Source organism: Achromobacter sp. NPDC058515 (genome assembly GCF_042721735.1).
Classification (GTDB): domain Bacteria; phylum Pseudomonadota; class Gammaproteobacteria; order Burkholderiales; family Burkholderiaceae_B; genus Achromobacter.
On the sequence record NZ_JBHXNI010000019.1, the window covers coordinates 23,413 to 50,030 of the forward strand.

Annotated in this window: 30 protein-coding genes; 20 read left to right on the plus strand and 10 right to left on the minus strand. The window is 70.0% G+C overall.

The genetic code is table 11. From position 1 onward, the window contains the following. Positions 1-15: 15 nt before the first annotated feature. Both ACFWP0_RS26040 and ACFWP0_RS26045 read right to left on the minus strand, forming a co-directional pair. Positions 16-921 (minus strand): LysR family transcriptional regulator, encoded by a 906-nt coding sequence (locus tag ACFWP0_RS26040; protein WP_377847114.1) that lies wholly within the window; start codon positions 919-921, stop codon positions 16-18. A 101-nt stretch (positions 922-1,022) separates the two neighbouring features. Next, the gene (locus tag ACFWP0_RS26045; RefSeq protein ID WP_377847116.1) at positions 1,023-1,907 is read right to left on the minus strand and encodes a LysR substrate-binding domain-containing protein; all 885 of its coding nucleotides are present in this window, start codon (positions 1,905-1,907) and stop codon (positions 1,023-1,025) included. 124 nt (positions 1,908-2,031) lie between these two features. Here ACFWP0_RS26045 and ACFWP0_RS26050 point away from each other — a divergent pair, with 124 nt between their 5' ends. After that, complete coding sequence (locus tag ACFWP0_RS26050) at positions 2,032-2,706, plus strand: flavodoxin family protein (RefSeq protein ID WP_377847118.1); 675 nt, start codon at positions 2,032-2,034, stop codon at positions 2,704-2,706. Here ACFWP0_RS26050 and ACFWP0_RS26055 read toward each other — a convergent pair. From ACFWP0_RS26055 to ACFWP0_RS26085, 7 genes are all read right to left on the minus strand, one after another. Beyond that, positions 2,646-3,458, minus strand: coding sequence for an AraC family transcriptional regulator (locus ACFWP0_RS26055; RefSeq protein WP_377847120.1), 813 nt, complete (start codon positions 3,456-3,458; stop codon positions 2,646-2,648). The genes ACFWP0_RS26050 and ACFWP0_RS26055 overlap by 61 nt on opposite strands. Then, entirely contained in the window at positions 3,358-4,446 is a 1,089-nt protein-coding gene (locus ACFWP0_RS26060; RefSeq protein ID WP_377847121.1) for a proline dehydrogenase family protein, read from the minus strand. Before ACFWP0_RS26060 ends, ACFWP0_RS26055 begins: the two co-directional genes overlap by 101 nt. A gap of 75 nt (positions 4,447-4,521) precedes the next feature. Further along, positions 4,522-5,436, minus strand: coding sequence for a DMT family transporter (locus ACFWP0_RS26065; RefSeq protein WP_377847123.1), 915 nt, complete (start codon positions 5,434-5,436; stop codon positions 4,522-4,524). A 154-nt stretch (positions 5,437-5,590) separates the two neighbouring features. Beyond that, positions 5,591-6,838, minus strand: coding sequence for a D-amino acid dehydrogenase (locus tag ACFWP0_RS26070; RefSeq protein WP_377847125.1), 1,248 nt, complete (start codon positions 6,836-6,838; stop codon positions 5,591-5,593). A gap of 106 nt (positions 6,839-6,944) precedes the next feature. Next, positions 6,945-7,382 (minus strand): Rrf2 family transcriptional regulator, encoded by a 438-nt coding sequence (locus ACFWP0_RS26075; protein ID WP_377847127.1) that lies wholly within the window; start codon positions 7,380-7,382, stop codon positions 6,945-6,947. Positions 7,383-7,440: 58 nt separating this feature from the next. Beyond that, positions 7,441-8,658: an NO-inducible flavohemoprotein gene (gene hmpA / locus ACFWP0_RS26080; RefSeq protein ID WP_377847129.1), complete on the minus strand. Its 1,218-nt coding sequence runs from the start codon at positions 8,656-8,658 to the stop codon at positions 7,441-7,443. An 89-nt stretch (positions 8,659-8,747) separates the two neighbouring features. After that, positions 8,748-9,341 carry a 4'-phosphopantetheinyl transferase family protein gene (locus tag ACFWP0_RS26085; RefSeq protein ID WP_377847131.1) on the minus strand — a complete coding sequence of 198 codons (594 nt, stop codon included), beginning with the start codon at positions 9,339-9,341 and terminating at the stop codon, positions 8,748-8,750. Between the two features lie 182 nt (positions 9,342-9,523). On the opposite strand from ACFWP0_RS26085, the gene ACFWP0_RS26090 reads away from it, so the two are divergent. From ACFWP0_RS26090 to ACFWP0_RS26180, 19 genes are all read left to right on the plus strand, one after another. Next, positions 9,524-10,246: a beta-ketoacyl synthase chain length factor gene (locus ACFWP0_RS26090; protein ID WP_377847132.1), complete on the plus strand. Its 723-nt coding sequence runs from the start codon at positions 9,524-9,526 to the stop codon at positions 10,244-10,246. Continuing rightward, complete coding sequence (locus ACFWP0_RS26095; RefSeq protein WP_377847134.1) at positions 10,243-11,091, plus strand: lysophospholipid acyltransferase family protein; 849 nt, start codon at positions 10,243-10,245, stop codon at positions 11,089-11,091. The genes ACFWP0_RS26090 and ACFWP0_RS26095 overlap by 4 nt, the downstream gene beginning before the upstream one ends. Then, positions 11,088-11,348: a phosphopantetheine-binding protein gene (locus ACFWP0_RS26100; RefSeq protein WP_377847136.1), complete on the plus strand. Its 261-nt coding sequence runs from the start codon at positions 11,088-11,090 to the stop codon at positions 11,346-11,348. Before ACFWP0_RS26095 ends, ACFWP0_RS26100 begins: the two co-directional genes overlap by 4 nt. 16 nt (positions 11,349-11,364) lie before the next feature. Next, on the plus strand, positions 11,365-11,619 hold the full coding sequence (locus tag ACFWP0_RS26105) for an acyl carrier protein (RefSeq protein ID WP_377847138.1): 255 nt from the start codon (positions 11,365-11,367) through the stop codon (positions 11,617-11,619). Further along, on the plus strand, positions 11,616-12,164 hold the full coding sequence (locus ACFWP0_RS26110) for a hypothetical protein (protein ID WP_377847140.1): 549 nt from the start codon (positions 11,616-11,618) through the stop codon (positions 12,162-12,164). Before ACFWP0_RS26105 ends, ACFWP0_RS26110 begins: the two co-directional genes overlap by 4 nt. Before the next feature lie 3 nt (positions 12,165-12,167). Beyond that, the gene (locus tag ACFWP0_RS26115) at positions 12,168-13,865 is read left to right on the plus strand and encodes an AMP-binding protein (RefSeq protein ID WP_377847142.1); all 1,698 of its coding nucleotides are present in this window, start codon (positions 12,168-12,170) and stop codon (positions 13,863-13,865) included. Next, the gene (locus ACFWP0_RS26120; protein WP_377847144.1) at positions 13,852-14,604 is read left to right on the plus strand and encodes a glycosyltransferase family 2 protein; all 753 of its coding nucleotides are present in this window, start codon (positions 13,852-13,854) and stop codon (positions 14,602-14,604) included. The genes ACFWP0_RS26115 and ACFWP0_RS26120 overlap by 14 nt, the downstream gene beginning before the upstream one ends. Next, positions 14,601-15,524, plus strand: a complete 924-nt coding sequence (locus ACFWP0_RS26125) for a glycosyl transferase (RefSeq protein WP_377847145.1) — start codon at positions 14,601-14,603, stop codon at positions 15,522-15,524. The genes ACFWP0_RS26120 and ACFWP0_RS26125 overlap by 4 nt, the downstream gene beginning before the upstream one ends. Then, complete coding sequence (locus ACFWP0_RS26130) at positions 15,517-15,960, plus strand: acyl-CoA thioesterase (protein ID WP_377847147.1); 444 nt, start codon at positions 15,517-15,519, stop codon at positions 15,958-15,960. The genes ACFWP0_RS26125 and ACFWP0_RS26130 overlap by 8 nt, the downstream gene beginning before the upstream one ends. Continuing rightward, positions 15,957-16,583, plus strand: a complete 627-nt coding sequence (locus ACFWP0_RS26135; RefSeq protein ID WP_377847149.1) for an outer membrane lipoprotein carrier protein LolA — start codon at positions 15,957-15,959, stop codon at positions 16,581-16,583. The genes ACFWP0_RS26130 and ACFWP0_RS26135 overlap by 4 nt, the downstream gene beginning before the upstream one ends. After that, on the plus strand, positions 16,567-18,894 hold the full coding sequence (locus ACFWP0_RS26140) for an MMPL family transporter (RefSeq protein WP_377847150.1): 2,328 nt from the start codon (positions 16,567-16,569) through the stop codon (positions 18,892-18,894). The genes ACFWP0_RS26135 and ACFWP0_RS26140 overlap by 17 nt, the downstream gene beginning before the upstream one ends. A gap of 42 nt (positions 18,895-18,936) precedes the next feature. Further along, positions 18,937-20,184 (plus strand): NAD(P)/FAD-dependent oxidoreductase, encoded by a 1,248-nt coding sequence (locus tag ACFWP0_RS26145; protein WP_377847151.1) that lies wholly within the window; start codon positions 18,937-18,939, stop codon positions 20,182-20,184. An 8-nt stretch (positions 20,185-20,192) separates the two neighbouring features. Beyond that, positions 20,193-20,750 (plus strand): DUF3261 domain-containing protein, encoded by a 558-nt coding sequence (locus ACFWP0_RS26150; protein ID WP_377847153.1) that lies wholly within the window; start codon positions 20,193-20,195, stop codon positions 20,748-20,750. Beyond that, the gene (locus tag ACFWP0_RS26155) at positions 20,747-21,946 is read left to right on the plus strand and encodes a beta-ketoacyl-ACP synthase (RefSeq protein WP_377847155.1); all 1,200 of its coding nucleotides are present in this window, start codon (positions 20,747-20,749) and stop codon (positions 21,944-21,946) included. The genes ACFWP0_RS26150 and ACFWP0_RS26155 overlap by 4 nt, the downstream gene beginning before the upstream one ends. After that, positions 21,943-22,398: a 3-hydroxylacyl-ACP dehydratase gene (locus ACFWP0_RS26160; RefSeq protein WP_377847157.1), complete on the plus strand. Its 456-nt coding sequence runs from the start codon at positions 21,943-21,945 to the stop codon at positions 22,396-22,398. The genes ACFWP0_RS26155 and ACFWP0_RS26160 overlap by 4 nt, the downstream gene beginning before the upstream one ends. Further along, positions 22,395-23,126, plus strand: a complete 732-nt coding sequence (fabG, locus tag ACFWP0_RS26165; RefSeq protein ID WP_377847159.1) for a 3-oxoacyl-ACP reductase FabG — start codon at positions 22,395-22,397, stop codon at positions 23,124-23,126. Before ACFWP0_RS26160 ends, fabG begins: the two co-directional genes overlap by 4 nt. Further along, positions 23,126-24,352, plus strand: coding sequence for a beta-ketoacyl-ACP synthase (locus ACFWP0_RS26170; RefSeq protein WP_377847161.1), 1,227 nt, complete (start codon positions 23,126-23,128; stop codon positions 24,350-24,352). The genes fabG and ACFWP0_RS26170 overlap by 1 nt, the downstream gene beginning before the upstream one ends. Before the next feature lie 49 nt (positions 24,353-24,401). Further along, positions 24,402-24,842, plus strand: coding sequence for an excinuclease (locus ACFWP0_RS26175; protein ID WP_377847163.1), 441 nt, complete (start codon positions 24,402-24,404; stop codon positions 24,840-24,842). Positions 24,843-24,921: 79 nt separating this feature from the next. Beyond that, on the plus strand, positions 24,922-25,383 hold the full coding sequence (locus tag ACFWP0_RS26180; protein ID WP_377847165.1) for a GatB/YqeY domain-containing protein: 462 nt from the start codon (positions 24,922-24,924) through the stop codon (positions 25,381-25,383). 105 nt (positions 25,384-25,488) lie between these two features. Here ACFWP0_RS26180 and dinB read toward each other — a convergent pair whose 3' ends face one another. Continuing rightward, the gene (gene dinB, locus ACFWP0_RS26185) at positions 25,489-26,586 is read right to left on the minus strand and encodes a DNA polymerase IV (protein WP_377847166.1); all 1,098 of its coding nucleotides are present in this window, start codon (positions 26,584-26,586) and stop codon (positions 25,489-25,491) included. Positions 26,587-26,618 lie beyond the last annotated feature (32 nt).

A 26,618-nucleotide genomic window follows, 5' to 3' on the forward strand; every position in this document is an offset into this window, starting at 1 on the left:
ATGAAAGAAAGCGGATCAGGCCGGCAGCGCGGCCAGGTCGCGGCGCAGGGCCTCGACGCAGAACTCCACGAAGCTGCGCACCTTGGCCGAGCTTTTGCGGCCTTCCGGAAACACCACATGGACCGGCCGGGGCGGCAGCTCGAAATCGCGCAGCACCACTTGCAGGGCGCCGCTGGCCAGATGCCGGGCCACCTGGTAGGACACCACCTGCGTCAGGCCCCAGCCCTCGCAGGCCGCCATCACCGCCGCCTGGAAGGACGTGACGGTCAGCTGCGATTCCACGTTCAGCCGCCGGGCCTGCCCGTCCTGCAGGAAGCGCCATTGCGGCCCCCTGCCCTCCATCGCCATGGTGATCGTGCAAAAGCGATGCAGCGCCTCGGGGTCCTCGGGCACGCCGTGCTGCCGCAGAAAGCCGGGAGAAGCGCAGACCACGCGTCGCACGTGCCCGACCGGCACCGCGGTCAGCGTGGAGTCCGGCAGGGCGCCGATGCGCACGGCCACGTCGATGCCCTCGTCCAGCAGGTTCACCACGCGGTCCACCAGCAGCGCGCGCACCGAGACCTCGCGGTGTTCCCGCAAGTAGCCCAGCACGGCCGGCATCACGTGCAGTTCGCCGAAGAAGGCGGGCGCGGTGATGCTGAGCGCGCCTCGCGGCGCGGACATTGCTCCCGCGGCGGCATCGTCGGCCTGCTCCACTTCGTCCAGGATCCGCCGGCAATCCGCGGCGTAGCGCTGGCCGGCCTCGGTCAGGCGCAGGCTGCGGGTCGTGCGCACCAGCAGCAAGGCGCCCAGCCGGCGTTCCAGCGCCGCGACGCTGCGCGTGACCGTGGGCGCCGACATCTCCAGGCGCCGGGCGGCCGCGGCGAAGCTCTGGGCCTCGGCCACCGCCAGGAACACCGTCATTTCATGAAATCGATTCACTGCCTGCGGGCTCCGCTGATTTTTCAAAACTATAAAACACAAGTTCCTGATTCACGGTCCGCCAGCGCCAGGCCGCATCCGGCGCCGCGCCTGGACTGGGCTCAAGCCCGGAATTCCTTGCGCAGCCACGCCAGGAACGCCTTGACGGGCGGGTGGCGTTCCCGCCCCGGCGCGCACAGCGCGGTGTAGGCCGAGCCCGCTACGCGAACCTCGGGGCGGTAGGCCGCCAAGGTTCCAGCGCCGACGCTGTCCGACGCCATGACGGAGCTGGCCAGCACCAGCCCCTGTCCGGCAATGGCCGCCTGCAGGGCATAGTGTTCTTCCTCGTAGGCATGTTCGGCCGCCGGCCGGCGCCAGGCGGGCAGCCCGGCCGCCTCGCACCATTCCCGCCAGCCTTCGTCGTACAGCGCGGAGTCGCGCCAGCGCACGGTCACCAGCGCCGGCACGCGCCTGCCCGCCTGCGCCACCTGCGCGGGCGCGCCGTACACGCCGAACCATTCGGGCAACACGCAGGCCGCATGCAGCGCGGGGTAGCGCTGGCGGCTGTAGCGGATGGCCACGTCCACGCTGGCGTCCTGCAGCAGGTCCACGGGCTCGGCGCTGGCGTTCAGGCTCAGCCGGTATTGCGGATAGGCCTGATGGAACCGGCCCAGGCGTGGCACCAGCCACAACGCCGCGAACGAATGCGTGGTGGATACCGTGAGGGTTCCCGCGGCGGGCGCGGGCCGCAAGGCATCCAGCGTCTGCGCCACATCCAGCAACGCGCCATGCACGCCGGCAAACAGCCGCGCGCCCTTGTCGGTCAGGCGCACCCCGCGCGGCACGCGATCGAACAGCGCGCATCCCACGTGCCGCTCCAGCGCCCTGACCTGATGGGAGACCGCCGTGGGCGTGACCGAGAGCTCGGCCGCGGCCAGCTTGAAACTGCGCAGCCTGGCCGCGGCCTCGAACGTGCGCAGCGCGGTGACGGGTAGCGTGGCGAACATGACGAGACCAATCAATGAATTGAATTCATCTTACCCAAGGAATGATCATTTGTCGTCCGGCCTTTATCGACCCAGACTTTGAGCAACCGGATCGAGATCTTCGTTTCTACCCAAGGAGTCAGGCATGAATTCAAATCACCAATCAAACCGGCTGCTCATCCTGGTGGGCAGCCCGCGCCGCGACGGCAACAGCGCGGCGCTGGGCGCGGCCGCGCAACGCGGAGCGACCGCGGCCGGCACGTCCGCCGCCCTGCTGTTCCTGGACGACTACATCCAGGGTTTCCTGCCCGACCTGCGCCACGCGAACGCGCCCGCGGACCGCTATGCCGAGCTGTTCCTGGAACACTTCCTGCCCGCCGACGGCGTGCTGGTCTGCACGCCCGTCTACTGGTATGGCATGTCCGCGCAGACCAAGGCGTTCTTCGACCGCTCGTTCACCCATTACGTGGGCTCGGGACCCGAGCCGGAACGCGTCAAGGCGCGCATGACCGGCAAGCGGCTGGGTCTGGCCGTCGCCTCGGAAGAGACCTATCCCGGCGCGGCGCTGGGCATCGTGCATCAGGTGCAGGAGTACGCGCGCTACACCCATTCGGATTTTGTCGGCTACGTGCACGGCGCCGGCAACCGGCGCGGCGAGGTCGCGAAAGATCCGCGCCAGCCCCTGCTGGCCGCGGAAAAGCTGGGCGCCGGGTTCTTCACCCTGAAATACTCCGATTACCGGATCGAAACGCCCCGCAGTCACAACGTCTGGGAACCGCCCGAGCCCGCCTTGCGCAACACGCCCGGCGTGCTGCCGTAGACCTGCTTGAACACGCGGGTCAGGTGCGCCTGGTCGGCGAAACCCACCGCCTGGGCGGCGTCGGCCAGCGGCAGGCCGCCGCGCAGCAGCGCCCGGGCGCGCGCCACCCGCCAGTTGCGCAGCCAGGCCTGCGGCGGCAGGCCGTAGCGCCGGGCGAACTGCTTGACCAGAGTGGTGCGATGGCGATCCTGCGCCAGCGCCAGGGCCTCCAGGTCCGGCGCGCACGCGGGATCGGACGCCATGCGCTCGCGCAGCAAGGCGCAGACATCGGCCGTCTCGGCGGGCGCGGATTCCTGGGCCTGGGCATGCGCGGCCAGCAGCCCGAACAAGGCGGCGGAAATACGCTCGCGGCGCTCCGCAAGCGGGATCGGGTCCGGCGTCAGCGCCGCCAGCCACAGGCCGCAGAGCGCGGGATCGGCGATGACCGGGCCCGCCAGGCGCGCGCCGCCGGCGTACAGCGCCCGTTCGTGGTCCTGGAACCAGGCGGGATCGATGTACGCCATGCGATACGCCAGCGGCGCGGCGGACGTGCCGCCGGTATGGACCCGCCCCGGGGGGATGGCCACCAGGTCGCCCTCGCCTGCCGTGTGCGCCTGGCCGTGCACCGTGAAATCGCAGCGGCCCCGCGCGATGGCGCCGATGGACCAGGCGTCATGAAAATGCGGCGCATAGCGGTAGGCCCGCAAGTCCGCGATGAGCACGTCGCCGGGCAGGCCCGCGCCGCAATGCCAGATATATTGGGAAACCGCCATGAATGCGCCAGCCGGCCGCGGCTACCCGAAATAGCGCCCGTCCGACGTCAGGGAACGGGCCAGCAGCCACGCGTTGCGAGGATTCTCTCCCACCCGGCGAACGGCGTACGGCGTACGGCCACCAGTCGGCGCCAAACGGGAGATAGACCCTCACGTTATAGCCCAAGCCGCGCAGCGCCAGCTGCCAATCGGGGCGCACGCCGTACAGCATTTCGAATTCAAACGCATCGGCGGACCAGCCGCGCTCCCGCGCGATCGCCATGATGGCGCCGGCCAGCCGGTCGTCGTGCGTGCCGAAAACCGGATAGAAGCCCGATTCCCGCGCCTCGCGCGACAGCATGATGGACGCGGCATCCAGATAGGCCAGGTCGATGCGGGCACGCCCCGCGTGGTCCAGCGCGCGCTCGGGAAACGCGCCCTTGACCAGCCGCAGGCTCGTTCGCTGGCGAATCGCCCAGGCCAGGTCTTCCGGCGTGCGCCGCCGCCGCGCCTGCAGGGTCAGGCCCGCCGGGATGCCCGCGTCCAGCAAGTCCCGGTGCAGGGCGCATGTGCGGTCGAGGATGCCGGCGTCTTCCATGTCCAGCACCATCCAGTCGCGCCCGCTTCCGGCGCCAATGCGCGCCGCCATGCCGATGCGGCGGGCATTGTCCTCGCCCAGCGCGTCGCTGTGCATGTAGCCGATGGCGGTGGGGTCGACGGAGACGTGCGCGTCCAGGCCCGCCCGCGCCAATGCGCGGCACGCGCCGATCGCCTGGTTCACGTTGTGCTCGATGGCCTCGCGCTCCGCCACGTACTCGCCCAGGTAGAACAGGGATGCCCGGATGCCGTGCGCCTCGCGCAGGCGCGCGGCGGTCCGGACCGCAGCGTCCACGTCGGCGCCGCCGACGAAGCGGCGCGCCAGCGGCGACCGGGCCGCCATCGTCCGCATTGCCCGCCCTACGCCCGGGCTGCGCGCCAGGGCGATGGCGGTCCTTTGGAAAATGCTCATGGGCTCCCCCCCGCTTAAAGAGCGCCACTATGCGGCGGGAGCCGGCGCCTGTATTGAACGCCCGTGAACGGACGGCTACGCCTTGCCCGCCGCCAGCGTCCGGCCCCGTGCCGGGCCGAACAGGGGCCGCTGCACGGTCTGCGCCAGCAGCACGCCGCCCAGCGTGACCGCGCCGCCCAGCAGGTGATAGCCGTGCAGTTGCTCGCGCAGCATGACGAAAGCGGCCAGCGCGGTGAACAGCGGCAAGAGGTTGATGAAGATGCTGCAGCGGTTCGGGCCCAGGCGCTGCACGCCTTCTATCCACAGGTACGACAGCAGCACCGACGAGAATATGCCCGCGTAGAGGATGAGCGGAATCGTGTCCGCGTCCAGCGCGGCCTGCGCGGGCGGCACGCGCAGGTACAGCGGCAGCATGTAGAGCAGCGCGAAGATCGACTGCACGAAGGTGGACTGCCAGGCCGGAACCGGCACCTTCCAGTGGCGCAGCAGCACGCCATACAGCGCATAGGACAAGGCCGCCAGCAGCATCAGGCCGTCGCCGGCATGGATGCCGTGCTGGAACACGCTCAGCATGTCGCCCTGGCCCACCAGGTACAGAAGCCCCAGGAACGACAGCACGCCGCCCGCGGCCATGCCCAGCGTCAGTGGATCGCGCAGGATGGCGACGCTGAGCAGCATGCTGAGCAGCGGGATCAGCGCCGTCAGGATGGCCATGTTGGTGGCGGTGGTGGTTTCCGCGGCCCGGTAGGACAGCGCCTGGAACACCGCCGACGACAGGGCGCCGTACAGCGCCAGCTTGGGCCAGTGCCGCAGGATGGCCTTGCGGTTGCGCCAGGCGGGCCGGGCCGTGAACAGGCCCATCAGGAACAGCGCCAGCACCAGGCGGTAGAAGGTGATGGCGGTGGGAGAGATGGCGCTGGCGGCCATCTTGGACACGATGACGTTGCCCGCCCAGAACAGGATGGCGAACAGCGGAAACAGATAGGACATGATGATTTCGCTCGGAGGATGGGATCGGTTCCCGCCGCGCGCGGCGCCCGAAGGCGGCTTGCGCGGGGGATGACCGATATCCTATTGAGCGGCGGTCAGCCCGTCTGCCGACGAAAAGGCAGGGACTATCGCAAAGTGGACATTCCGGTTTTCGTCAGGGCTGGAACGGCGCGGCGTCCAGCGGCAATTCCATGCCGGCCATCTGCGCGGTCAGCAAGGCGGCGCTGCCGCAAGACAGGGTGAAGCCCAGCGCGCCCTGGCCGATGTTCAGCCACAGGTTGTCCGCCGCGTGGCTGCGTCCGATCAGGGGCTTGCCGGTGGGCGTGGCCGGGCGCAATCCGGCCCAGGGGATGGCCTGGCTCAGGTCCAGCGCCGGAAACGCCTCGAGCACCTGGCGCTTAAGCAGGCCGATGCGCGCCGTGTCGATGTCGGCGTTGGCGCTGCCGATATCGACCATGGCCGCAATCCGCAGCACCCCGCCCACCCGGGCGTAGACGATGCGCCGTTCGTAATCCGTCACGCTGATGCGCGGCGCCACCGTATCGTCGTCCGCCAGCGGCACGCTCAGGCTGTAGCCCTTCAAGGGATAAAGCGGCACGTCATGGCCCAGGGGCTTGAGCAAGGCGCGCGTGCCCATGCCGGTGGCCAGCACCACGGCGTCGGCGCCGATATCGCCGTCGCGGGTGTTGACGGCCACGATGCGGCGGCCTTCGCGCTGCAGGCCGGACACCGGATTGGACATGGCGCACTGCACATTGCCCAGCGCCTGCAGGCGGTCGAACAGCGCTTCGGTGAACTGGCGGCAATCGCCCGCCTCTTCGCTGGGCGTGTAGATGGCGCCCGCCAGGCTTGCCCCCATGCCGGCCAGCGCGGGTTCGCGCGCCAGGGTCTGGGCGGCGTCCAGCACCTGTTGTTCGGCGCCGTGCGCGGCCTGATAGGCCACCAGCGCGCGCGCCTTGTCCAGCAGTTCCGCGCTACGGTAGGCGATGAGCTTGCCGTTCTTCAAGTGGCCGAAGTCCAGGTTCTCCTGCTCCAGCAAGGTGTGCATCACATCGCGGCTGAGATAGGACAGGGTCAGCAGCTGGGCGGTGGACGCCTTGGCCACCGATGCGCGGCACGCCAGCACGAACTGCAGGCACCAGCGCCATTGGTGCGGGTCCAGCCGCGGCCGGAAGCGCAGCGGCGAGTCCTGGCGCAGCAGCCAGCCGGGCACGCTGGGCAGCACGCCCGGCCCGGCCAGCGGCGCCACGTAGCTGTAGCTGAGCTGGCCGCCGTTGGCGTAGCTGGAGACTTCCGCGGGACGGGGCTGCCCGTCCACCAGCACCACATCATGACCCTGGCGCGCCAGGAAGTAGGCCGACGTAACGCCCACGACGCCGGCGCCAATCACACACACGCGCATACCATCATCCAAAAAGACTGCTAACGGCGTCTATTCTGTAACGGGCGCGGCCGCGCCGGCAAATGCCAAACGCCGCAGGAACCATAACCAAACATCATGCCCCGCCTCAGGCGGCGCGATGCAGCCTGATGATGGCGGCCGCCGTGGGGTCGCGCACCAGGTCGGCCAGCGTGTAGCCGTTGAGCGCTTCGTAGAATGCCTGCAGCGTCTGCGCCAGCACGCCCGACAGCCGGCACGAGCCGTCCAGCGCGCAGGGCGGCTCGCGGCAATCGATCAGCGGCCCCTGCTGCTCCAGTTCGCGGATCAGGTCGCCCACCCGGTAGTCCGTGGCCGGACGCGCCAGGCTCAGCCCCCCGCCCTTGCCGCGCGACGTGCTGACCCACCCGCGCTGCGCCATGAAATGCACCACCTTCACCAGATGATTGCGCGACACGCTGAAGCGGTCGGCGATCTCCGGGATGGTGACGGCGGCGGGCCGGTCGCGGCATTGCGTCAGGTACATCAGGACGCGCAGGCCGAAGTCGGTGAATCGGGTCAGTTGCATGGCGGGTTGGGGGGCGGCCCCGGGCGGCCGGGAGGATCAGGCCGCCAGGATACACCGCTCAGGCGGGCGCGCCCCCGCTGCCGAACGCCTCGGCATGGATGCGGTCTTCGCCCACGCCCAGGCCTACCAGCGCCTCGCGCTGGGCGCGCATGAAGGCGGCGGGACCGCACAGGTAATAGTCCGCGCCGGGCACGATGGCCTCGTCGCGGATAGCGTGCAGATCCACGCGGCCCTGGTAGTCGTAGTCGCGGCCGGGCTCGTCGCCGTGGCCGATCTCCTCGTAGAACACCGCCTTGCGCACGTTGCCGCGTTCGGCGGCGATGTGGTTGACGTGGTCCTTCATGGCGTGCACCGAACGGTTGCGGCAGCCATGGACGAAGCGGATCTGGCGGTCGTCGTTGGCGCGCACCAGATGATTCAGGATCGACACCATGGGCGTCAGGCCGACGCCGCCGCTGAGCAGCACGACCGGCGCATTGCCGTCTTCGCGCAGGTGGAAATCGCCCTGGGGCGGCGCCACGTCCAGCACGCCGCCCTCTTCCAGGCGGTCATGCAGCGCGTTGGACACGCGGCCGGCCGGGGTCTGGCCGCCGGCCGGTTCGCGCTTGACCGAGATGCGCAGGCGATCCTGGCCCGGCGCGTCCGACAGGCTGTACTGGCGCGGCTGCATCAGGCCCAGCTCGGGCACGTAGACCCGCACCGACACATACTGGCCGGGGCGGTAGGCCGGCACCGTGCCGCCGTCGGCCGGCGCCAGGTAGAAGGATGTGATCTCGGCGCTTTCGGGCTGCTTGCCCACCACCCGGAACGCGCGCCAGCCCGTCCAGCCGCCCGGCTTGTTGGCGGACTCCGCATACAGGCGGGCCTCTTCGGCGATCAGCAGATCCGCAAGCTGGCCGTAGGCCGCGGCCCAGGCGTCCACCAGTTCATCCGTGGCCGCCTCGCCCAGCACTTCGCGGATGGAAGCCAGCAGGTGCTTGCCCACGATGGCGTAGTGCTCCGGCCGGATGCCCAGGCTGACGTGCTTGTGCACGATGCGCGTCACCACCGGCATCAGCACGGAAGGATCGTCGATGTGCTCGGCGTAGGCGGTCACCGCGCCGGCCAGCGCGTGCTGCTGCTGGCCGCCGGCCTGGTGGGCCTGGTTGAAGATGTGCTTGAGCTCGGGATTGTGCTCGAACATGCGCGCATAGAAATGCTTGGTCAGCGCTACGCCATGCGTCTTCAGGACGGGGGCCGTGGCCTTGACCAGCGCGCGGATTTGGGGGCTCAACATCTGCTGCTCCTTGTATTGCGATCGTGTTCGCCTTTAAACATATATTTATAATACATCTTTAAGTGCGCAGCGCGAAACCCCTGGGCTGATCAGATTCCGGCCTGCCACTGCCCCAAAACGGCAAGCGTCGGTAACGGGCAAGCCGCCGCGCCGCGCCATTGGGGCCGGATCGGGCCGGCTGGCCCCGCTGCCGGCTCCAGCCACGCCACGGACGCCATCCAGTCCGCACCCAAGCGGTAAGAACAGGCGCGCCAAGCCCCGGGGGGCGCGCGCAATTGCTGCCCGCCGGGCGCCGACTCCAGCCCCACCGACGCCATGTCCGCCGGAAAATCCAGCCCGGCCGCCTTGATGAAGGCTTCCTTCAAGGTCCATAACATATAGAAGTGATCGAGCCGCGCGGCGCCCTCAAGCTTGGCCAATGCCTCGCGCTCGGACGCCGCGCAAACCCATTGCGCCAACCGCTCGACGTCGCGCGGCCGGATGCGTTCCAGGTCCACCCCCACCTTCCAGCCCGCGGGAGCCGCCGCGCCGACCGCGTGGCCGCCGCTGTGGCTGAGCGATGTCGCGCCCGGCGGGGGAACCGCCGTCCGCATGGCGTGCAGCAAGGCGCGGCTGACCCTCCAGTCGTCCGCCGCCTTCGGGCTGCGGATGGCCGAGGCCCGCCGCGCATCATCGGGCGACAAGTCATTAACACAATAGCGAGCGGCGGCGCTTTGGTCCGCCCACCAGATGAAAAGTTCCTGAACGTTCACGAAATAACGTAACGAATTAATTAAACTATTTGTAACCACATAGCAGAGATGTGTGTGATGAGTAACTCTTTAAAACAAGATTGCCATATACCGACATAGTAGAATCGCGCGCTATGTTGACGTTTTCAATCGCGCAATGGCAAGGTTGGACGCAAGGATTTCAAGACCCGAACAGCTGGCAGGACTGGGCCGAACACCCATATTGCCCCCTCGGAGAGCAGAGCGCTCCCCGCCTCGACTTCCTGCCCCCCATGCAACGCCGCCGCTTGAGCCCCCTGGCTCGCGGGGTGTTCGCCTGCGCGTGGCCGCTGGCCGAGGGCTGCGCGAACATGCCGCTGGTGTTCGCGTCCCGGCACGGGGAAACCAGCCGCAACTTCGGATTGCTGCAATCGCTGGCGGCGGACGAACCGCTGTCGCCCACGGCCTTTGGCCTGTCCGTGCACAACGCCATCGCCGCGCAGTGGTCGATCATACGCCGCGAAACGGCCGAGTCCGTCGCCTTGTCGGTGGAAGACGACGGCCTGGAACACGCTTTCATTGAAGCCGCCATGCTGTTCGACCAGGGCCACGAGAACGTGCTGGTGGTGCTGGCCGAAGAACAGCCGCCCCGCCCCTATGCCCCCTGGACGGACGATGCGCCGTTTTCCTATGCCGCCGCTTTCCGCTTGCGCCCCGGCACGGACTGGACGCTGGCGCCGGGCGCGGCGTCGGGCGCGGACGACGCCCCCCGGCTCTGGCCCAACCCCCTGAACCTGCTGCGCCACCTTGCGCTGCAAACCCCCAGTTGGCGGCACGCGAACCGCTTCCGCCAATGGACCTGGACGCGCACCGCATGACCGGCACCACCCAAACCCGGCAAGACTTCTGGCTCTGGCGCCTGTTCGCCACCGGCATCGCCTTCACCATGTTCGGCCTGGGCGGGGTGCTGCTGCGCGTGATGGTGTTCCCGCCGCAGCGCTTGTTGCCGGGCACCCGGCTGGACCGGCAGCGGCGCGCGCGCTGGGCGCTGAACGGCACCTTCCGGCTGTTCATCCGCTTCATGGTCCGCGTGGGCATCCTGACCGTGGAGTTCAAGGGCGCCGAGCGCCTGGGCAAGCCCGGCCAGATGATCCTGGCCAACCACCCCTCGCTGCTCGACGTCGTATTCCTCGTCGGACACGTAAAGAACGCCAACTGCATCGTCAAGCACGGCCTGGCCACCAATCCGTTCACGCGCGGGCCGATCGCCAATGCCGGCTACATCACCAATGACGAGAGCTTCGACATGTTCGACCGCGCCGCCGAGGTGCTGCGCAACGGCGAAACCCTGATCGTCTTTCCGGAAGGCACGCGCACGCCGCCCGACGCCCTGCCGCAGTTCCATCGCGGCGCCTGCGCCATCGCGCTGCGCGGGGCGCGCGTCGTGACGCCCGTCGTCATCCGCATGAATCCGCGCAGCCTGACCAAGGGCGAGCCGTGGTATCGGATCCCCCCTTGCCGGATGCGCTATGTCATTCAGGTCGGGGAAGACATCGATCCGGCAACCTGGAGCAATGCGCATCCCCTGCCGATCGCCGGCCGCAAGATGAACGCTTACCTGCATGCCTATTTCGAAGCCGAGCTGGCGCGCACCGCGCAAGACGGCGCCTTAATGAACGAACACGTCGCCCATGGCGGTGGAAGTGGAGTCAAAGCTGGATGAATCAACTGGAACTTGAGCTCAAGACGCTCGTCATCGAATCCCTGGGGCTGGAAGACATTACGCCTGACGACATCGACCGCGAAGCCCACCTGTTCGGCGACGGACTGGGCCTGGACTCGGTGGATGCGCTGGAACTGGGCCTGGCGCTGCAAAAACGCTACGGCATCGTCATCGATCCCGAAACGCGCAACATGCGCGAGCATTTCGCCAGCATTGCCAGCCTGGCGGCCTTTGTCACTGCGCAACGCCGCGACTGACGCATACGGAGCCACGATGCATACCCGCGAGGAAATCTTCAATACGCTGCGCGGCGCGCTGGTCGAACTGTTCGAAATCGAACCGGACCGGATCACGCCCGACGCACACTTGTACACCGATCTGGAAATCGACAGCATCGACGCGATCGACCTGATCGACCACGTCCGCCGCCAGACCGGCCGCAAGCTCGACGCCAACGACTTCCGCACGGTGCGCACCGTCGAGGACGTGGTGCAGGCCATGTGGCAAAAGCAGGACCCCGCCGCATGAGGCGTGGCGTCGGGGCCGCCCTGGCCGCCGCCGGCGTGGCCTACCCCTTCATCGCCTATGCGACGCTGGAGCGCGTGAGCGCCGCCTGGCTGGCCTTGCCGCTGGCCCTGCTGTGGCTGGCGCGCGGCCTGACCGCGCGCGCCGCGCAGCCCGGCGACCGGCTGCTGCCGGTCGCGGCGCTCGTCTTCTGCCTGATCCTGGCGATCTCCAATTCGGAAGGCTGGCTGCGCTGGTATCCGGTGCTGGTCAACGGCATGATGCTGGCCGTCTTCGGCATGAGCCTGCGGGCAGGCCGCCCGGTTGTCGAGCGCCTGGCGCGCCTGCGCCATCCCGACCTGCCGCCCGAAGGCGTGCGCTACACCCGCAACGTGACGCGGGCGTGGTGCGTGTTCTTCGCGCTGAACGGCGCGGCCGCCGCCGCGTTGGCGGCCTGGGCTCCCTGGAGCTGGTGGCTGGCCTACAACGGCTGCGCCAGCTATGTGCTGATGGGGCTGCTGATCGGCGGCGAATGGCTGCTGCGCCCCGCCGCCGCAAGGGCCGCTTGAGCCATGGCCTGGACGCCCCTGACCCGCCTGCTGCTGCCCGCGGCCGCGGATACCCCGGTCGCCGACGAACCGCTGATGACGCGCAACGACTTTGCGCAGTCCAGCCTGCGGATCGCGGGCGCGCTGCGCGCACGCTCCGCGTCGCGCGTGGCGCTCTGGTTCGAAGACGCCGCCGCCCTGGCCTGCGCGCTGTTCGCCTGCTGGCGCGCGGAAGTGGTGGCCGTCCTGCCGGGCGACTGCCAGGCGCACACCTGCGCCGGCCTGGACGCCACGGTCGACGCGTGGCTGACCGACGCCGGCCTGCCCGTGCCCGCGCAGCGGCAGTGGCGGCTGGCCGACCTGCAAGACGCCCCCGCGCTGGCGCCGGCCGAACTGGACCCGGCGCTGACCCTGGTGCTGTGCACCTCGGGCTCCAGCGGAACGCCCAAGCACATCGTCAAGCACTGGCGCCAGCTGGCTGAAGAGGTGCACGCCCTGCAAGCGCAATGGCCCGATGCGCGCGCGCCCGTGCTGGGCAGCGTCTCGGCCCAGCACATGTACGGCCTGCCCTTCCGCGTGCTGTGGCCGCTGTGCGCGGGCCGGCAGATCGACCGGCGCCAGCGCCTCTATCCCGAAGACCTGCAGCAGGCCAGCCTGCGCCATGCCTCCTTCGCCTGGATCGCCAGCCCGGCCCTGCTGCGGCGCCTGGGACAGCGGCTCGACTGGGCGCAACTGCGCGGCAGGCTGACCAGCATCCATTCTTCAGGCGGCGCGTTGCCGCCCGAGGTGTCCGACGATATCGAGAGATCGCTGGGCCTGCGTCCCACCGAGATCTACGGCAGTTCCGAAACCGGCGCGGTTGCCTGGCGCAGCGGCGCCGGGGACTGGCAGCCCTTGCCCGGCGTCGCCGTGAGCCTGAACGGCGACGGCGCCTTGCGCGTGCAGTCGCCATGGGTGAGCGCCGCCGAGCAGCAGACCGCGGACGGCGCCGAGATCGCCGCCGGCGGCTTCCGGCTGTTGGGCAGGCTGGACCGCATCGTGAAGATAGAGGAAAAGCGCATCTCGCTGCCCATGCTGGAGCAGGCGCTGGCGCAGCATCCCTATGTGGCGGAAGCGCGCCTGGGCAAGGCCGCGGACGCGGCGCGCCTGGCGGCGCTGGTCGCGCTGTCGGCGCGCGGCCTGCACGCGCTGCGCAACGAGGGGCGCCGGGCTCTGGTGGACGCCCTGCGCGCGCACCTGGGCGCGGGCTTTGAATCGCTGGCGGTCCCGCGCACCTGGCGCTTGTTCCGGCACCTGCCCGGCAACGCGCAGGGCAAGCTGCCGCAATCCGAATTCGAAGCGGCGGCGGGCGCGCGGCCGCTGGAGCCGGTCGCGGTGGCGGCGGACACTCCCGGGCAGCCCGACAACGAACGCCGCTACACCGTCGACATCCCTTATGACCTGGCGTACTTCACCGGCCATTTCCCGGCGGCGCCCGTCGTGCCGGGCGTGGCGCAGATCAGCTGGGCCATGTCGCTGGCGCAACGCGACCTCCATCCCGGGCTGCGCTTTGCGGGCATGGAGGCGCTGAAGTTCCAGCGGCTCCTGCGTCCGGGCGACATCGCGGCCCTGACGCTGAAATGGGAAGCGGCCAGGCAAAAGCTGTATTTCACCTTCACGGTGGACGGCGCCCCCTGCTCGTCGGGCCGCATTCTCCAGGCGGACGGCCATGGCCTTGCATAAGCTCTGCGCCGTCATCCCCGTCTACAACCACGGCGGCACGGTCGCCGCCGTGCACGCGCAGCTGGCGGCGCAAGGCCTGCCCTGCGTCCTGGTGGACGACGGCTCCGCGCCGGATTGCGCCGCGGCGCTGGACGCGCTGGCGGCGCTGCCGGACACGCATCTGGTGCGCCGCGCGGCCAACGGCGGCAAGGGGGCCGCGGTGCAGGACGGCCTGCGCGCGGCCGCCGCGCTGGGCTATACGCACGCCTTGCAGGTGGATGCCGACGGCCAGCATGCGCTGCCGGATGCCGCCGCCTTCGCCGACGCGTCGCGGGCCCGGCCGCTAGCCGTGATCTGCGGCGCGCCCGTCTATGGCGACGATGTGCCGCGCAGCCGCCTCTACGGCCGCTGGCTGACCCGCGTCTGGGTCTGGATCAACACGCTGTCGCTCGACATCCCCGACGCCATGTGCGGCTTTCGCGTGTATCCGCTGGCCCAGGCGCTGCCGCTGATCGACCGCGCCCATGTCGGCCGCCGCATGGATTTCGACATTGCCATCCTGGTGCGCCTGCATTGGCGCGGCGTCGCCATGGCCTGGCTGCCCACGCGCGTGGCCTACCCGGAGGGCGGCATCTCGCACTTCAAGGGCCTGCGCGACAACGTGCTCATCAGCCGCATGCACGCGCGGCTGTTCTTCGGCATGCTGGCCCGCTCGCCCGCGCTCTTGTGGCGCCGGCTGGCGCGGGGCAATCGCCCATGAGCGCCGCGGACGGACACTGGGCCGGACAGGCCGAACGCGGCAGCCCCGCGCTGATGCGCCTGACGGCCTGGGCCGCGCGCACGCTCGGCCGGCGCGCGGTCGCGCCCGTGGTCTGGCTGGTGGTGCTGTATTTCTACGCCTTCGGGGCCCGCGCCCGCCGCGCCATCGCCCAGTACCAGCGACGGCTGGCGCGCTCCGGCGAACTCGCCGCGCCGCTGCCGCGCGCCTTTCCCGTGTACCGCCAGTACCTCGCGTTCGCCGGCGCCATGCTGGACAAGCTGGACGTCTGGCAGGGCAAGATCACCATGGCCAGGCTGGACATGGAAGACCCGGACGGCCTGCACGCGCAGATGGGACGCGGCCGGGGCCAGATCCTGGTGGGCTCGCACCTGGGCAATATCGAAATCTGCCGCGCGCTGGCCGAGCAGTCGGGCGCGCTGCGGTTGAATGTACTGGTCCACAGCAAGCACGCCGTCCACTTCGGCCGCCTGCTCAATGAAGCGGGCGGCGGGCTGCGCATGATCCAGGTCAGCGAACTGGACGCGCCCGTCATGCTGGACCTGGCGCAGCGCCTGGAGCGCGGCGAATGGCTGGCCATCGCCGGCGACCGCGTGCCGCTGCAAGGCGACCGCACGATTCCGGTGGATTTCCTGGGCGCGGCCGCGCTGCTGCCGCAAGGCCCCTGGCTGCTGGCGGGCCTGCTGCGCTGTCCGGTCAACCTGCTGTTCTGCACGCGCCACGGCACGCGCTACCGCGTGTCGATGGAGCGCCTGTCCGACGGCATCGAATGGACGCGCGCCACCCGCCAGGCGCACATCGCCGGCTGGGCGCAGCGCTATGCCGACCGCCTGGCCGCGCACTGCCGCCAGGCGCCGCTGCAATGGTTCAACTTCTACCCTTTCTGGAAAGACGATGCGTAAACGTGGCGCCATCGGCGCTGAAGTCGAAATCCGGGTGCCTTTCTTCGACGTCGATTCGATCAACGTCGTCTGGCATGGCCACTACGTGAAATACCTGGAGCAGGCCCGCTGCGAACTGCTCGACCAGCTTGGCCACAACTACGACGCCATGCGCGCCAGCGGCTACGTCTGGCCGGTGATCGACCTGCATTTGCGCTATGCCCAGCCCGCGCAGTTCGGCCAGCGCCTGGTGGTGCGCGCCGAGCTGGTGGAATGGGAACACCGCCTGAAGATCAACTACCTGATCCTGGACGCCGACAGCGGCCAGCGGCTGACGCGCGCCACGTCCGAACAGGTCGCCGTCTGCCTGGCAAGCCGTGAAATGCAGCTGGCGTCGCCGCCCGCTTTCGTCGCCGCGGTCCAGCGCAAGCTGCAATCCCTGGAGGCCTCCTCATGAAGCGGCTGTTCAATGCCCATCCGTTCGTCAACCGCCTGGCCTGGCTGCTGGCGCTGGCCTTGCTGCCCCTGGGCGCGCGCGCCTTTGACTTGAACGCCCTGGAGGCGCAGTTGCGCGCCACGCCCATCGTGCGGGGCCAGTTCGTGCAGCAGAAGTTCCTGCGCTCGCTGCCCCAGCCGCTGACCAGCCGCGGCGATTTCACGCTGGCCGCCGGCCGCGGCCTGCTGTGGCTGCTGCGCACCCCTATCGCGCAAGATCTGCGCATCAACGCCGACGGCATCTCGCGCCGCGACGAATCCGGCAAGTGGCAGGCGCTGCCGCAGCACACCGGCGCGGGCCGCGAGAACCGGCTGTTCCTGTCGGTGCTGGCCGGCGACACCCGCGGCCTGCAAGAGAACTTCGACCTGGCGCTGACAGGCGAGGCGGACGGCTGGCAACTGGTGCTGACGCCGCGCTCGGCGCTGCTGCGCCAGATCTTCGACAACATCCAGATCAACGGCGGCAAGCTGGTGGACCGCATCGAGCTGCGCGAAACCCAGGGCGACCGCAGCGTGCTGCAGATGACCGGCGCGGCCGCCGCCGACGCCCTGACGCCCGAGGAGCAACGTGCGTTTGCCGATTGAGCGCTGGCTGCCCCGCCTGTTCAAGCTGGGGCTGGCGCTGGTGCTGTGCGCCGGCGCCTGGCAATGCCGCAATGGCTGGCCGGTGTCGGCCAACCTGATGGAACTGGTGCCGCAGGCTGCCGCCGATTCCACGCGCCAGCTGGCCGAAGCCCGCATCCAGGAGCCGCTGTCGCGCCAGCTGGTGGCGCTGGTCGCCGCCCGCCCCGGCGCGGACCCGGCGTTGCCGGCGCGGCAACTGGCCCAGCGCTGGACGGACAGCGGCCTGTTCTCCGTGGTGCAAGTGGAATTGAACGTGGACCTGGCCGCGCTGCGCGCGCAGTTGCTGGCCGGGCGCCTGGCCATGTTGCCGATGGCCGACCGCCAGCAGCTGGCGACGGACCCCGCCGCCTACGCCCAACGCCGCGCCCGTGAATTGTCCGACCCCTTCTCGTCGTCGGGCCTGGTGCCCGTGGATCAGGATTGGCTGGGGCTGACGCGCCGCGCCGAGCAGGCCCTGCGTCCGGGCGGCGCCGTGCAGTACGACATGGGCTCGGGCACCCTGCAGGCCGAACAGGCCGGGCGGCGCTGGGTGCTGGTGCGCGCCGAGACCCGCGGCGACGCCTTCGATGCCGCCGCGCCGCAACGCATCGCGGCGCAGCTCGCCCAGGACCGCCTGGCCCTGGCCGGGGACGGCGCCGACCTGCTGGTGGCGGGCGGCCCCTTGTACGCCGCCGCGGGCAAGGCGCAGGCCGTGGCCGAAGGCGGCTGGATCGGATCGATCGCCACGATCGGCATCGTGCTCGTCCTGCTGCTGGCGCTGCGGCGCTGGCGCGCGCTGCTTGCCTTCGCGCCGGTGGCCGTGGGCCTGTTGACCGGCGCGGTCGCGTGCGTGGCCGTGTTCGGCTCCATCCACGTGCTCACCCTGGTCATCGGCGCCAGCCTGATCGGCGTGGCGGTGGATTTCCCCATGCACTGGCTGGGCAAGAGCTACGGCATGCCCGACTGGCAGGCGTGGCCGGCCCTGCGCCGCGTCCTGCCCGGCCTGACCATCAGCCTGGCCGCCAGCCTGGTGGGCTATGTCGCGCTGGCGTTCACGCCGTTTCCCGCCCTGACCCAGACCGCCGTGTTCTCGGCCGCCGGCCTGCTGGGCGCCTACGCCTGCACCGTGTGCCAGCTTCCGGCCTGGATGAACGGCTGGCGCCCCCGCCCCTGGCAACCCCTGCTGCGCTTTGCCGAGGCCGCGCTGCGGGCGCGCGAGCGGCTTGCGGGCCGCCGCGCCGTGCTGTGGGCCGGCGCGCTCATCCTGACGGCGGCCGCCGCGGGCGGCATCGCCCGCCTGGGCATCCAGGACGACCTGCGGCAATGGCTCAGCCTGCCCGCCCCGCTGATGCAGCAGGCAAGGCAGATCGGCGAAATCACCGGCTTCATGCCGACCAGCCAGTTCTTCCTGGTGCGCGCGCCCGACGCCGACGAATTGCTGCGGCGCCAGGCCCTGGTATCGCGGCAGCTCGACGCGCTGGTCCAGCGCGGCGGACTGGCCGCCTACAACTCGCTGAGCCAGCTCGTGTCGCCCGCCCCCGACCAGCAGGCGCTTGGCCAGCGCCTGGCCGCGCTGGCCGTGCAGCCCGAGGTCTGGAAACCCATCACCGGACTCGGCATCCCCCAAGCCGCCCTGCGGCAGGAACTGCAATCGATGGCTGCGCTGCCCGTGGTCACCATCGAAGGCGCGCTGCAAGGTCCGCAGGCGGAACGCTGGCGCACGCTGTGGCTCGGCGAGCGCAACGGCGAAGCCGCGGGCATGGTCACGCTGCTGGGCCTGCGCGACGCCGCGCCGCTGGAGGCGATTGCCCAGTCCGTGCCGGGCGTCATCCTGGTGGACCGCAGCGGCGAGCTGAACCGCATGTTCGCGGCCACGCGGATCGAAGCCGCGGAACTCAAGCTGCTGTCGTATGTGGCGGCCGCCGCGCTGCTGCTGCTGACCCTGGGCCGCGCGGCAGCCTGGCGCGTCCTCGCCGTGCCGCTCGCGGCCACCGCGTGCAGCCTGGCCGCGCTGGGCTACCTGGGCCAGCCGCTGACGCTCTTCAGCTTGTTCGGCCTGCTGCTGGTGTCGGCCATCGGCGTGGACTACGCCATCTTCATGTATGAGCGGGTCGCGGGCGCCGCGGCCAGCCTCGTCGGCATCCTGCTGGGCGCGCTCACCACCCTGCTGTCGTTCGGCCTGCTCGCCGTCAGCCACACGCCGGCCATCGCCAATTTCGGGCTGGCGGTGGCGCTCGGCGTGGCGTTCTCGCTGCTGTGGGCGCCCTGGATCCGGCCGCCTCGGCGGGCCTGACGCGCAACCCTCTTTCATCAACGCAACATGGAAACATCCGGCATGGAACATCGTGAAGTCGTGGTCATCGGGGCGGGCCCCGCCGGCGCGGTCGCCGCGGCCCTGCTCAAGCGGCAAGGACATGATGTCCTGATGCTGGAGCGCCAGCAGTTCCCGCGCTTCTCCATTGGCGAAAGCCTGCTGGCGCACTGCCTGGAATTCGTGGAAGAGGCCGGCATGATGCCCGCCGTCGAGGCTGCCGGCTTCCAGGTCAAGAACGGCGCCGCCTTCGCCTGCGGCGACGCCTACGCCTATTTCGATTTCCGCGACAAGTTCACGGCCGGCCCCGGCACCACCTTCCAGGTGCAGCGCGCGCGCTTCGACAAGGTGCTGGCCGACGACGCCGCCCGCCAGGGCGTCGAGGTGCGCTACCAGCAGGAAGTGACCGCCGCCGACTTCGGCGATGCCGGCCCCCTCCTGGACGTGCGCCGCGCGGACGGCTCCGCCTACCAGGTCAAGAGCCGTTTCGTGCTGGACGCCAGCGGCTACGGCCGCGTGCTGGCGCGCCTGCTGGACCTGGAGCGCCCGTCCTCGATGCCGCCCCGCAAGGCCATCTTCACCCATATCGAAGACCGCATCGACGACCCCGGCTTCGACCGCGAGAAGATCCTGATCAGCGTGCACCCCGAACAGCGCGGCATCTGGTACTGGCTGATCCCGTTCTCCGATGGACGCTGTTCTTTCGGCGTGGTGGGCGGCGAAGACCTGTTCGGCGGGCCCGCGCAGGACCTGATGACCACCCTGCGCGCCATGGCGGACGAAGCGCCCAATCTGAAGCGCGTCTTGAAGAACGCCGTCTGGGACACGCCGGCCAACACCATCGGCGGCTACTCCGCCAGCGTGACCCGGCTGCACGGCCCGGGCTACGCCCTGCTCGGCAACGCCGCGGAATTCCTGGACCCGGTGTTCTCTTCGGGCGTCACCATTGCGCTGCGCTCGTCCAAGCTGGCCGCCGACGCGCTGCACCGCCAGCTGAGCGGCGCCCCGGTGGACTGGCAGGCCGAGTTCGCCGACCCGCTGATGGTGGGCGTGGAGACCTTCCGCGCTTACGTCCAGGGCTGGTATAGCGGCGAATTCCAGGATGTGGTGTTCTACCAGAACGCGCAGCCGGAGATCCGCCGCATGATCAGCTCCATCCTGGCCGGCTACGCCTGGGACGCCGCCAATCCCTTTGTCGCCAATCCGCAGCGCCGCTTGCGCATGCTGAGCGAGCTGTGCCGCGCCGGCGACAAGCTGGCCCAGCCCGCCTGACGCCTGCCATGACCGCCGTCCGCCTCCCCTTCCTGTCCGCCTGCCGCGCCCTGGCCATGGCGCTGGCGTTCGCCCTGCTGGCTGGCTGCGCGGGCGCGCCGCCCGTGCCCGCGCGCGACGCCGGCTTTACGCTGCCGCGCCAGTTGCATGTCGTCCAGACGGCCGCGGGCCAGCCGTCCCTGGACACGCTGCTGGTGGTCCAGCGCGAAGGCGCGGCGCTGCGCTGGTCGCTGTTCGACCCCATGGGCGTGCCGCAGGCGCGGCAGATGCTGGAACACGGACAATGGCGCACCGACGGCTTTCTGCGGCCCAACGCGCAGGCGCGCGACCTGTTCGCCGCGCTGATGTTCGCCTGGACGCCGGAGGCGGAACTCGACGCCGCCTATGGCGCCGGCTCCTGGCGCGCCGGCCCCGCGGCCGACGGCGCGGCGCAGCGCGAGCTGCGAAGGGACGGCCGCGCGCGCTGGACCGTGCGCTGGCCCCGGGCCTCGCAGGCCGACGTCTTTTCCATTCTGACCGCCGACGGCGTCACTTGGCGGATCACCCCCTTGAAGGAGCAGCCATGACCGCCTGGCTAGGCACGCCCGGCATCGTATGCGCGCTGGGCTCCGGCGTCGATGCCGTGGCGCGGGCCGCCTTCGCCGGCGACACCGCCGGCATGCGCGCCCAGACCGGCTGGGTCGAGGGCCGCGCCCTCACCCTGGGCGCCTGCGCCGGCGCGCTGCCGCCGCTGCCCGCCGGCCTGCCCCTGCATCACCACAGCCGCAACAACCAATTGCTGCTGGCCGCCGCCACGCAGATCGAAACCCATCTGCGCCGGGCGGTCGCCCGCTACGGCGCGGACCGCGTCGCCGTGGTGCTGGGCACCAGCACCTCGGGCGTGAACGACAACGCCCCCGCGTTTCGCCACCTGCGCGCGCAAGGCGCCTGGCCCGACACTTACGACTACCGGCGCCAGGCGCTGTCGTCGCCCGCGTCCTGCTTCGCGGACTGGCTCGGCGCGACCGGGCCGGCCTATACGCTGTCCACCGCCTGCACCTCCAGCGCGCGCGCCCTGCTCTCCGCCCATCGGCTGTTAAAGCTCGGCCTGTGCGACGCCGTGGTCTGCGGCGGCGCGGACACATTGTGCCGGCTGACGATCAACGGCTTCGCCACCCTGGAAGCGGTGGACGAGGCCCTGTGCGTGCCGTTCTCGGCCAACCGCCGCGGCATCAATATCGGCGAAGCCGGCGTGCTGTTCCTGATGGAGCGCTCGCCGGCCGACGCGAACGCCGTCGCGCTGCTGGGCGGCGGCGCCAGTTCCGACGCCTGGCACATGTCCGCGCCGGACCCCACCGGCGCCGGCGCGCGCCAGGCCATGCTGGCCGCCCTGCAATCGGCGGACGTCGACGCCGCCGGCATCGGCTGGCTCAACCTGCACGGCACCGGCACGCCGCACAACGACGCCATGGAAAGCCACGCCACGCATGCCGTGTTCCCGCAAGGCGTGCCCTGCGCCTCGACCAAGCCGCTCACCGGCCACGCCCTGGGCGCGGCGGGCGCGCTGGAAGCCGCCCTGACGTGGATCACGCTGTCCGCGGCGAATGCCGGCGGGCGGCTGCTGCCCCACATCTGGGACGGCCAACCGGACCCGGCGCTGCCCGCGCTGGAATTGAGCACGCCCGCGCACCGCTACGCGCAAGGCCGGCCGCGGCTGGCGATGAGCAACTCGTTCGCCTTCGGCGGCAACAACGCCAGCCTGATTTTCGGAGGGCAGCCATGACGCCGTGGCCCATCGCCAGCCTGCTGCCGCACGCAGGCAATATGATCCTGATCGACGAGGTTCGCGGCTACGACGCCGACAGCCTCACCGCGCGCGCCGTCATCCGGCCCGGCCCCTACTCGCTGCCCGACGGGTCGCTGCCTCCCTGGCTGGGGATGGAGCTCATGGCGCAGGCCGTGGGCGCCTGGGCCGGCTGCCAGGCGCGGCAGGCCGGGGAAGACGTCAAGCTGGGCTTTCTGCTCGGCACGCGGCGCTATGAATGCCACACCGGCGCGCTGCCCGCGGGCGCCGCCGTCACCGTCCATGTCCAGCGCGGCCTGATCGACGCCAGCGGCATGAGCGTCTTCGAATGCGAACTGCGCGACGAGACCCGCCTCCTGGCCCATGCCAGGCTCAATGTCTATCAGCCCAGGGACCCACAAGCTTTTATCCAGGAAGAATCCCCCGTATGAGCGCTGCCCCCATCCTCGTGACCGGTTCGAGCCGCGGCATAGGCCGCGCGATCGCGCTGGCGCTGGCCGACGCCGGCCATGATCTGGTGCTGCACTGCCGCCAGCAGCGCGGGCAGGCCGAGGCCGTGCAGGCCGAAGCGCAGGCCCGCGGCCGCCAGGCGCGCGTCCTGCAGTTCGACGTGGCCGACCGCGCCCAATGCGCCGCCGTCCTGCAGGCCGACATCGACGCCCACGGCGCCTACTACGGCGTCGTCCTCAATGCCGGCCTGACCCGCGACGGCGCCTTTCCCGCGCTGACCGGCGACGACTGGGACCAGGTGCTGCGCACCAATTTGGACGGCTTCTACAACGTGCTCAGCCCGCTGGCCATGCCCATGATCCGGCGCCGCGCCGCGGGCCGCGTGGTCTGCATGGCGTCGGTTTCCGGGCTGATCGGCAACCGCGGGCAGGTGAACTACAGCGCCTCCAAGGCGGGCCTCATCGGCGCCGCCAAGGCGCTGGCGGTCGAGCTGGCCAAGCGCCAGATCACCGTGAACTGCGTGGCGCCGGGGCTGATCGATACCGACATGATCGACGAGCACGTGCCCGTGGAAGAAATCCTCAAGGCCGTGCCGGCGCAGCGCATGGGCCGCCCCGAGGAGGTGGCCGCCACGGTGGCATTCCTGATGTCGCCGGGCGCCGCCTACATCACGCGCCAGGTGATCGCTGTGAACGGAGGACTCTGCTGATGAAACGCGTCGTCATTACCGGCATGGCCGGCATCAGTGCGCTGGGGTCCGAATGGACCGCCATCCAGCAGGCATTTCAAGCGGGCTGCAGCGCCATCCGCGCCATGCCCGACTGGGCGCGCTACGCGGAGCTGAACACCCGCCTGGCGGGGCCCATCGAGGGCTTTCATGCGCCCTCGCACTGGACCCGCAAGCAACTGCGCAGCATGGGGCGCGTGTCGCAATTGGCGGTGCGCGCGGCCGAACTGGCGCTGTCCGACGCCGGACTGCTGGGCGATCCCGCCATCACCGACGGCCGCATGGGCGTGGCCTGCGGATCGTCGGTGGGCAGCACGGCCGAAATCCGGGCGTTCGGCAACATGCTGCAGAACGGCGTCACCGACGACCTGAACGCCAATTCCTACGTGCGCATGATGCCGCACACCACCGCGGCCAACATCGGCATCTTCTTTGAACTGAAGGGCCGCATCATCCCGACCTCCAGCGCCTGCACGTCGGGCAGCCAGGGCATCGGCTACGCCTATGAAGCGATCCGCTACGGCCGCCAGGACCTGATGCTGGCCGGCGGCGCGGAAGAGCTCTGCCCGAGCGAGGCCCTGGTGTTCGACGCGCTGTACGCGACCAGCCAGAAGAACGACACGCCGGAACTCACCCCCCGCCCCTACGACCGCGACCGGGACGGACTGGTCATCGGCGAAGGCGGCGGCATGCTGGTGCTGGAATCGCTGGAGCATGCGCAGGCGCGCGGCGCGCGCATCCACGCCGAAATCGTCGGCTTCGGCAGCAATTCGGACGGCACCCACATCACCCGGCCGGAAGCGAGCACGATGCGCATCGCCATGGAAATGGCGCTGGCCGACGCCCAGCTGGCGCCTGAAGCCATCGGCTACGTGAACGGCCACGGCACCGCGACCGAACAGGGCGACGTGGCGGAAACCCAGGCCACCTCCAGCCTGTTCGGCAGCCGCATGCCCATCAGTTCCCAGAAAAGCTATCTGGGCCACACGCTGGGCGCCTGCGGCGCGCTGGAATCCTGGTTCAGCATCGAAATGCTCAACCGCGACTGGTACGCCCCCACGCTTAACCTGCGCAACGTCGACCCGCTGTGCGGCGACCTCGACTACCTGACCGGCGACGGCAGGCGCATGAGCAATGAATACGTGATGAACAACAACTTCGCCTTCGGCGGCATCAACACCTCGCTGGTCTTCCGGCGCTGGCCCTGATGCCGGCCAGGCTGGCCGCTTTCCCACCCCTCACTCTGGAACGCATGTCATGAACGCCTCTTGCAAGCTGTTTGGAACGCTGGTCCTGTCCCTCGCAGGCGCCGCGCCTGCCCTGGCCGCCGACCGCACCGTGCATCTTCCGATTCAGCCCGCGATCGCGGCCGCCCAGGCGGCCGGCAAGATCGACGGCAGCGTCAAGTTCTACCTGGCCGGCACGGGCCCCAAGGGCAAGGTGCTGGAGGCCGGCGTCGTCACCAACCGCAAGACCAACGCTTTTGCCAAGAAGGACGAGGAAGCCTGCGAATGGGTGGCGCAGTCCGCCGTGATCGCCTTGCACGAAGCCGCCAAGAAGGCCGGCGCCAATGCCGTCACCAATATCGTCAGCTACTACCGCAAAAACGAGTACCGCAGCGCCACCGACTACGAATGCCATGCCGGCGCGGTGGTGGCCGGCGTCGCCCTGCGCGGCGACCTGGCCACGGTGAAGTAAGCCGCGCACGCCCGCCAGCCCGGCCCGCCGCCGGGCGGTTTACACTTCCTGTTTACCGCAACACCACAAAGGTTCACCCATGAGCACTGCTACGCTCAAGACCCGCCTGTCCGACTCCGTCAAGGACGCGATGCGCGCCAAGGCCGCCGCCCGCCTGACCACGCTGCGCTTCCTGCTGGCCGCCGTCAAGCAGAAGGAAGTGGACGAACGCCGCGAGCTGTCCGACGCCGAAATCACCGCCATCATCGAAAAGCAGGTCAAGCAGCGCCGCGAATCGATCGCCGCGTTCGAACAGGCCGGCCGCACGGAAACGGCCGAGCAGGAAAAGGCCGAACTGGTGGTGCTGCAGGAATTCCTGCCGCAGGCCGCCACGCCCGAGGAAGTGTCCGCCGCCATCGACGCCGCCCTGGCCGAAGTGGCCGCGCAAGGCGTGACCGGCGCGCCCGCCATGGGCAAGGTCATGGCGCTCCTCAAGCAAGCCCTGGCCGGCCGCGCCGACATGACGGCGCTGTCGCAGCAAGTGAAGGCCCGCCTGGCCTGAGGGCGCAAATAGCCCGCGGCTCTCGCAGCTCCACAGGTGTCTGACACCCGCCCGCGGCGGTGTCAGACACCCACCCCGGGGCGTCCAGCCGCTGTCCGTCAACAGTCAGAACGCGCCGCCAAACAGGTCCGGCTGGCGCGATTGCTCTTCGGGGTCGGCGAAGTTGCTCATCCCCACGCCGGCCAGCCGGTACAGCGTCTCCGGCGGCAGTTCCACGCGCTCGCACAGCAGCCTGGCCAGCGCCGCCAGTTCCGCCGCGGAAACGGGCGGATTCGCGCTGGTCTGGCTGCGCGTCAGGATGCGGAAGCGGTCGGTCTTCAGCTTGAGCACCACCGTGCGCCCCAGCGCGCCCTTCTTCAGCGCCTGGTCCCATACCTTTTCCGCCATGCGGTCGATCGCCTCGCCCAGCGCGTCCAGCCGGATGTCTTGCGAGAACGTGGTTTCCGCCGACACCTGCTGCAAGGGCTGGTCCGTCTGCACCTCGCGCTCGTCGATGCCGCGCGCCAGTTCATACAGGCGCCTGCCGTAGCGCCCGAAATAGTGTTCCAGTTCCTGGGCGCTGTGCGTCGCCAGGTCGCCCACCGTATGGATGCCCAGCTGCTCCAGGCGGGTTTGCGTCACCTTGCCCACGCCCGGCACCTTGCGCACGGGCAAGGGCTCCAGAAAGGCCAGCACCTTGCCGGGGCGGACCACGAACAGTCCGTCCGGCTTGTTCCAGTCGGACGCGATCTTGGCCAGGAATTTGTTGGGCGCCACGCCGGCCGAGGCCGTCAGGCCGGTTTCCTCGCGGATCTGCTGCCGGATGACCTGGGCCACCTCGGTGGCCGACGGCAGTCCGTACTTGTTGACCGTGACGTCCAGGTAGGCCTCGTCCAGCGACAGGGGCTCGATCAGGTCGGTGTGGCGCGCGAATATCTGGCGGACCTGGCGCGACACGTCGCGATAGCGGTTGAAGTCGGGCGGCACGTAGATGGCGTGCGGGCAAAGCCGCTCGGCCTTGACGGCCGACATCGCCGAATGGATGCCGAAGCGCCGCGCCTCGTACGAGGCCGCGCAGACGACCGAGCGCGCGCCGGTCCACGCCACGACCACCGGCTTGCCGCGCAATTCCGGGTTATCGCGCTGCTCCACGGACGCGTAGAACGCATCCATGTCCACATGCACGATCTTGCGAAAGGACCGCAAGGGCTCCTGCCCGGTCATGGCCTCAACCCCGTGGCAAAAGCATATATTAT

What these genes read in the sequence shown, in the direction of transcription:
- ACFWP0_RS26045 (WP_377847116.1), bottom strand. Translation starts at nt 1,907, where the DNA reads ATGTTCGCCACGCTACCCGTCACCGCGCTGCGCACGTTCGAGGCCGCG.
- ACFWP0_RS26050 (WP_377847118.1), top strand. Translation starts at nt 2,032, where the DNA reads ATGAATTCAAATCACCAATCAAACCGGCTGCTCATCCTGGTGGGCAGC.
- ACFWP0_RS26055 (WP_377847120.1), bottom strand. Translation starts at nt 3,458, where the DNA reads ATGGCGGTTTCCCAATATATCTGGCATTGCGGCGCGGGCCTGCCCGGC.
- ACFWP0_RS26060 (WP_377847121.1), bottom strand. Translation starts at nt 4,446, where the DNA reads ATGAGCATTTTCCAAAGGACCGCCATCGCCCTGGCGCGCAGCCCGGGC.
- ACFWP0_RS26065 (WP_377847123.1), bottom strand. Translation starts at nt 5,436, where the DNA reads ATGTCCTATCTGTTTCCGCTGTTCGCCATCCTGTTCTGGGCGGGCAAC.
- ACFWP0_RS26070 (WP_377847125.1), bottom strand. Translation starts at nt 6,838, where the DNA reads ATGCGCGTGTGTGTGATTGGCGCCGGCGTCGTGGGCGTTACGTCGGCC.
- ACFWP0_RS26075 (WP_377847127.1), bottom strand. Translation starts at nt 7,382, where the DNA reads ATGCAACTGACCCGATTCACCGACTTCGGCCTGCGCGTCCTGATGTAC.
- hmpA (WP_377847129.1), bottom strand. Translation starts at nt 8,658, where the DNA reads ATGTTGAGCCCCCAAATCCGCGCGCTGGTCAAGGCCACGGCCCCCGTC.
- ACFWP0_RS26090 (WP_377847132.1), top strand. Translation starts at nt 9,524, where the DNA reads ATGTTGACGTTTTCAATCGCGCAATGGCAAGGTTGGACGCAAGGATTT.
- ACFWP0_RS26095 (WP_377847134.1), top strand. Translation starts at nt 10,243, where the DNA reads ATGACCGGCACCACCCAAACCCGGCAAGACTTCTGGCTCTGGCGCCTG.
- ACFWP0_RS26100 (WP_377847136.1), top strand. Translation starts at nt 11,088, where the DNA reads ATGAATCAACTGGAACTTGAGCTCAAGACGCTCGTCATCGAATCCCTG.
- ACFWP0_RS26105 (WP_377847138.1), top strand. Translation starts at nt 11,365, where the DNA reads ATGCATACCCGCGAGGAAATCTTCAATACGCTGCGCGGCGCGCTGGTC.
- ACFWP0_RS26110 (WP_377847140.1), top strand. Translation starts at nt 11,616, where the DNA reads ATGAGGCGTGGCGTCGGGGCCGCCCTGGCCGCCGCCGGCGTGGCCTAC.
- ACFWP0_RS26115 (WP_377847142.1), top strand. Translation starts at nt 12,168, where the DNA reads ATGGCCTGGACGCCCCTGACCCGCCTGCTGCTGCCCGCGGCCGCGGAT.
- ACFWP0_RS26120 (WP_377847144.1), top strand. Translation starts at nt 13,852, where the DNA reads ATGGCCTTGCATAAGCTCTGCGCCGTCATCCCCGTCTACAACCACGGC.
- ACFWP0_RS26125 (WP_377847145.1), top strand. Translation starts at nt 14,601, where the DNA reads ATGAGCGCCGCGGACGGACACTGGGCCGGACAGGCCGAACGCGGCAGC.
- ACFWP0_RS26130 (WP_377847147.1), top strand. Translation starts at nt 15,517, where the DNA reads ATGCGTAAACGTGGCGCCATCGGCGCTGAAGTCGAAATCCGGGTGCCT.
- ACFWP0_RS26135 (WP_377847149.1), top strand. Translation starts at nt 15,957, where the DNA reads ATGAAGCGGCTGTTCAATGCCCATCCGTTCGTCAACCGCCTGGCCTGG.
- ACFWP0_RS26145 (WP_377847151.1), top strand. Translation starts at nt 18,937, where the DNA reads ATGGAACATCGTGAAGTCGTGGTCATCGGGGCGGGCCCCGCCGGCGCG.
- ACFWP0_RS26150 (WP_377847153.1), top strand. Translation starts at nt 20,193, where the DNA reads ATGACCGCCGTCCGCCTCCCCTTCCTGTCCGCCTGCCGCGCCCTGGCC.
- ACFWP0_RS26155 (WP_377847155.1), top strand. Translation starts at nt 20,747, where the DNA reads ATGACCGCCTGGCTAGGCACGCCCGGCATCGTATGCGCGCTGGGCTCC.
- ACFWP0_RS26160 (WP_377847157.1), top strand. Translation starts at nt 21,943, where the DNA reads ATGACGCCGTGGCCCATCGCCAGCCTGCTGCCGCACGCAGGCAATATG.
- fabG (WP_377847159.1), top strand. Translation starts at nt 22,395, where the DNA reads ATGAGCGCTGCCCCCATCCTCGTGACCGGTTCGAGCCGCGGCATAGGC.
- ACFWP0_RS26170 (WP_377847161.1), top strand. Translation starts at nt 23,126, where the DNA reads ATGAAACGCGTCGTCATTACCGGCATGGCCGGCATCAGTGCGCTGGGG.
- ACFWP0_RS26175 (WP_377847163.1), top strand. Translation starts at nt 24,402, where the DNA reads ATGAACGCCTCTTGCAAGCTGTTTGGAACGCTGGTCCTGTCCCTCGCA.
- ACFWP0_RS26180 (WP_377847165.1), top strand. Translation starts at nt 24,922, where the DNA reads ATGAGCACTGCTACGCTCAAGACCCGCCTGTCCGACTCCGTCAAGGAC.
- dinB (WP_377847166.1), bottom strand. Translation starts at nt 26,586, where the DNA reads ATGACCGGGCAGGAGCCCTTGCGGTCCTTTCGCAAGATCGTGCATGTG.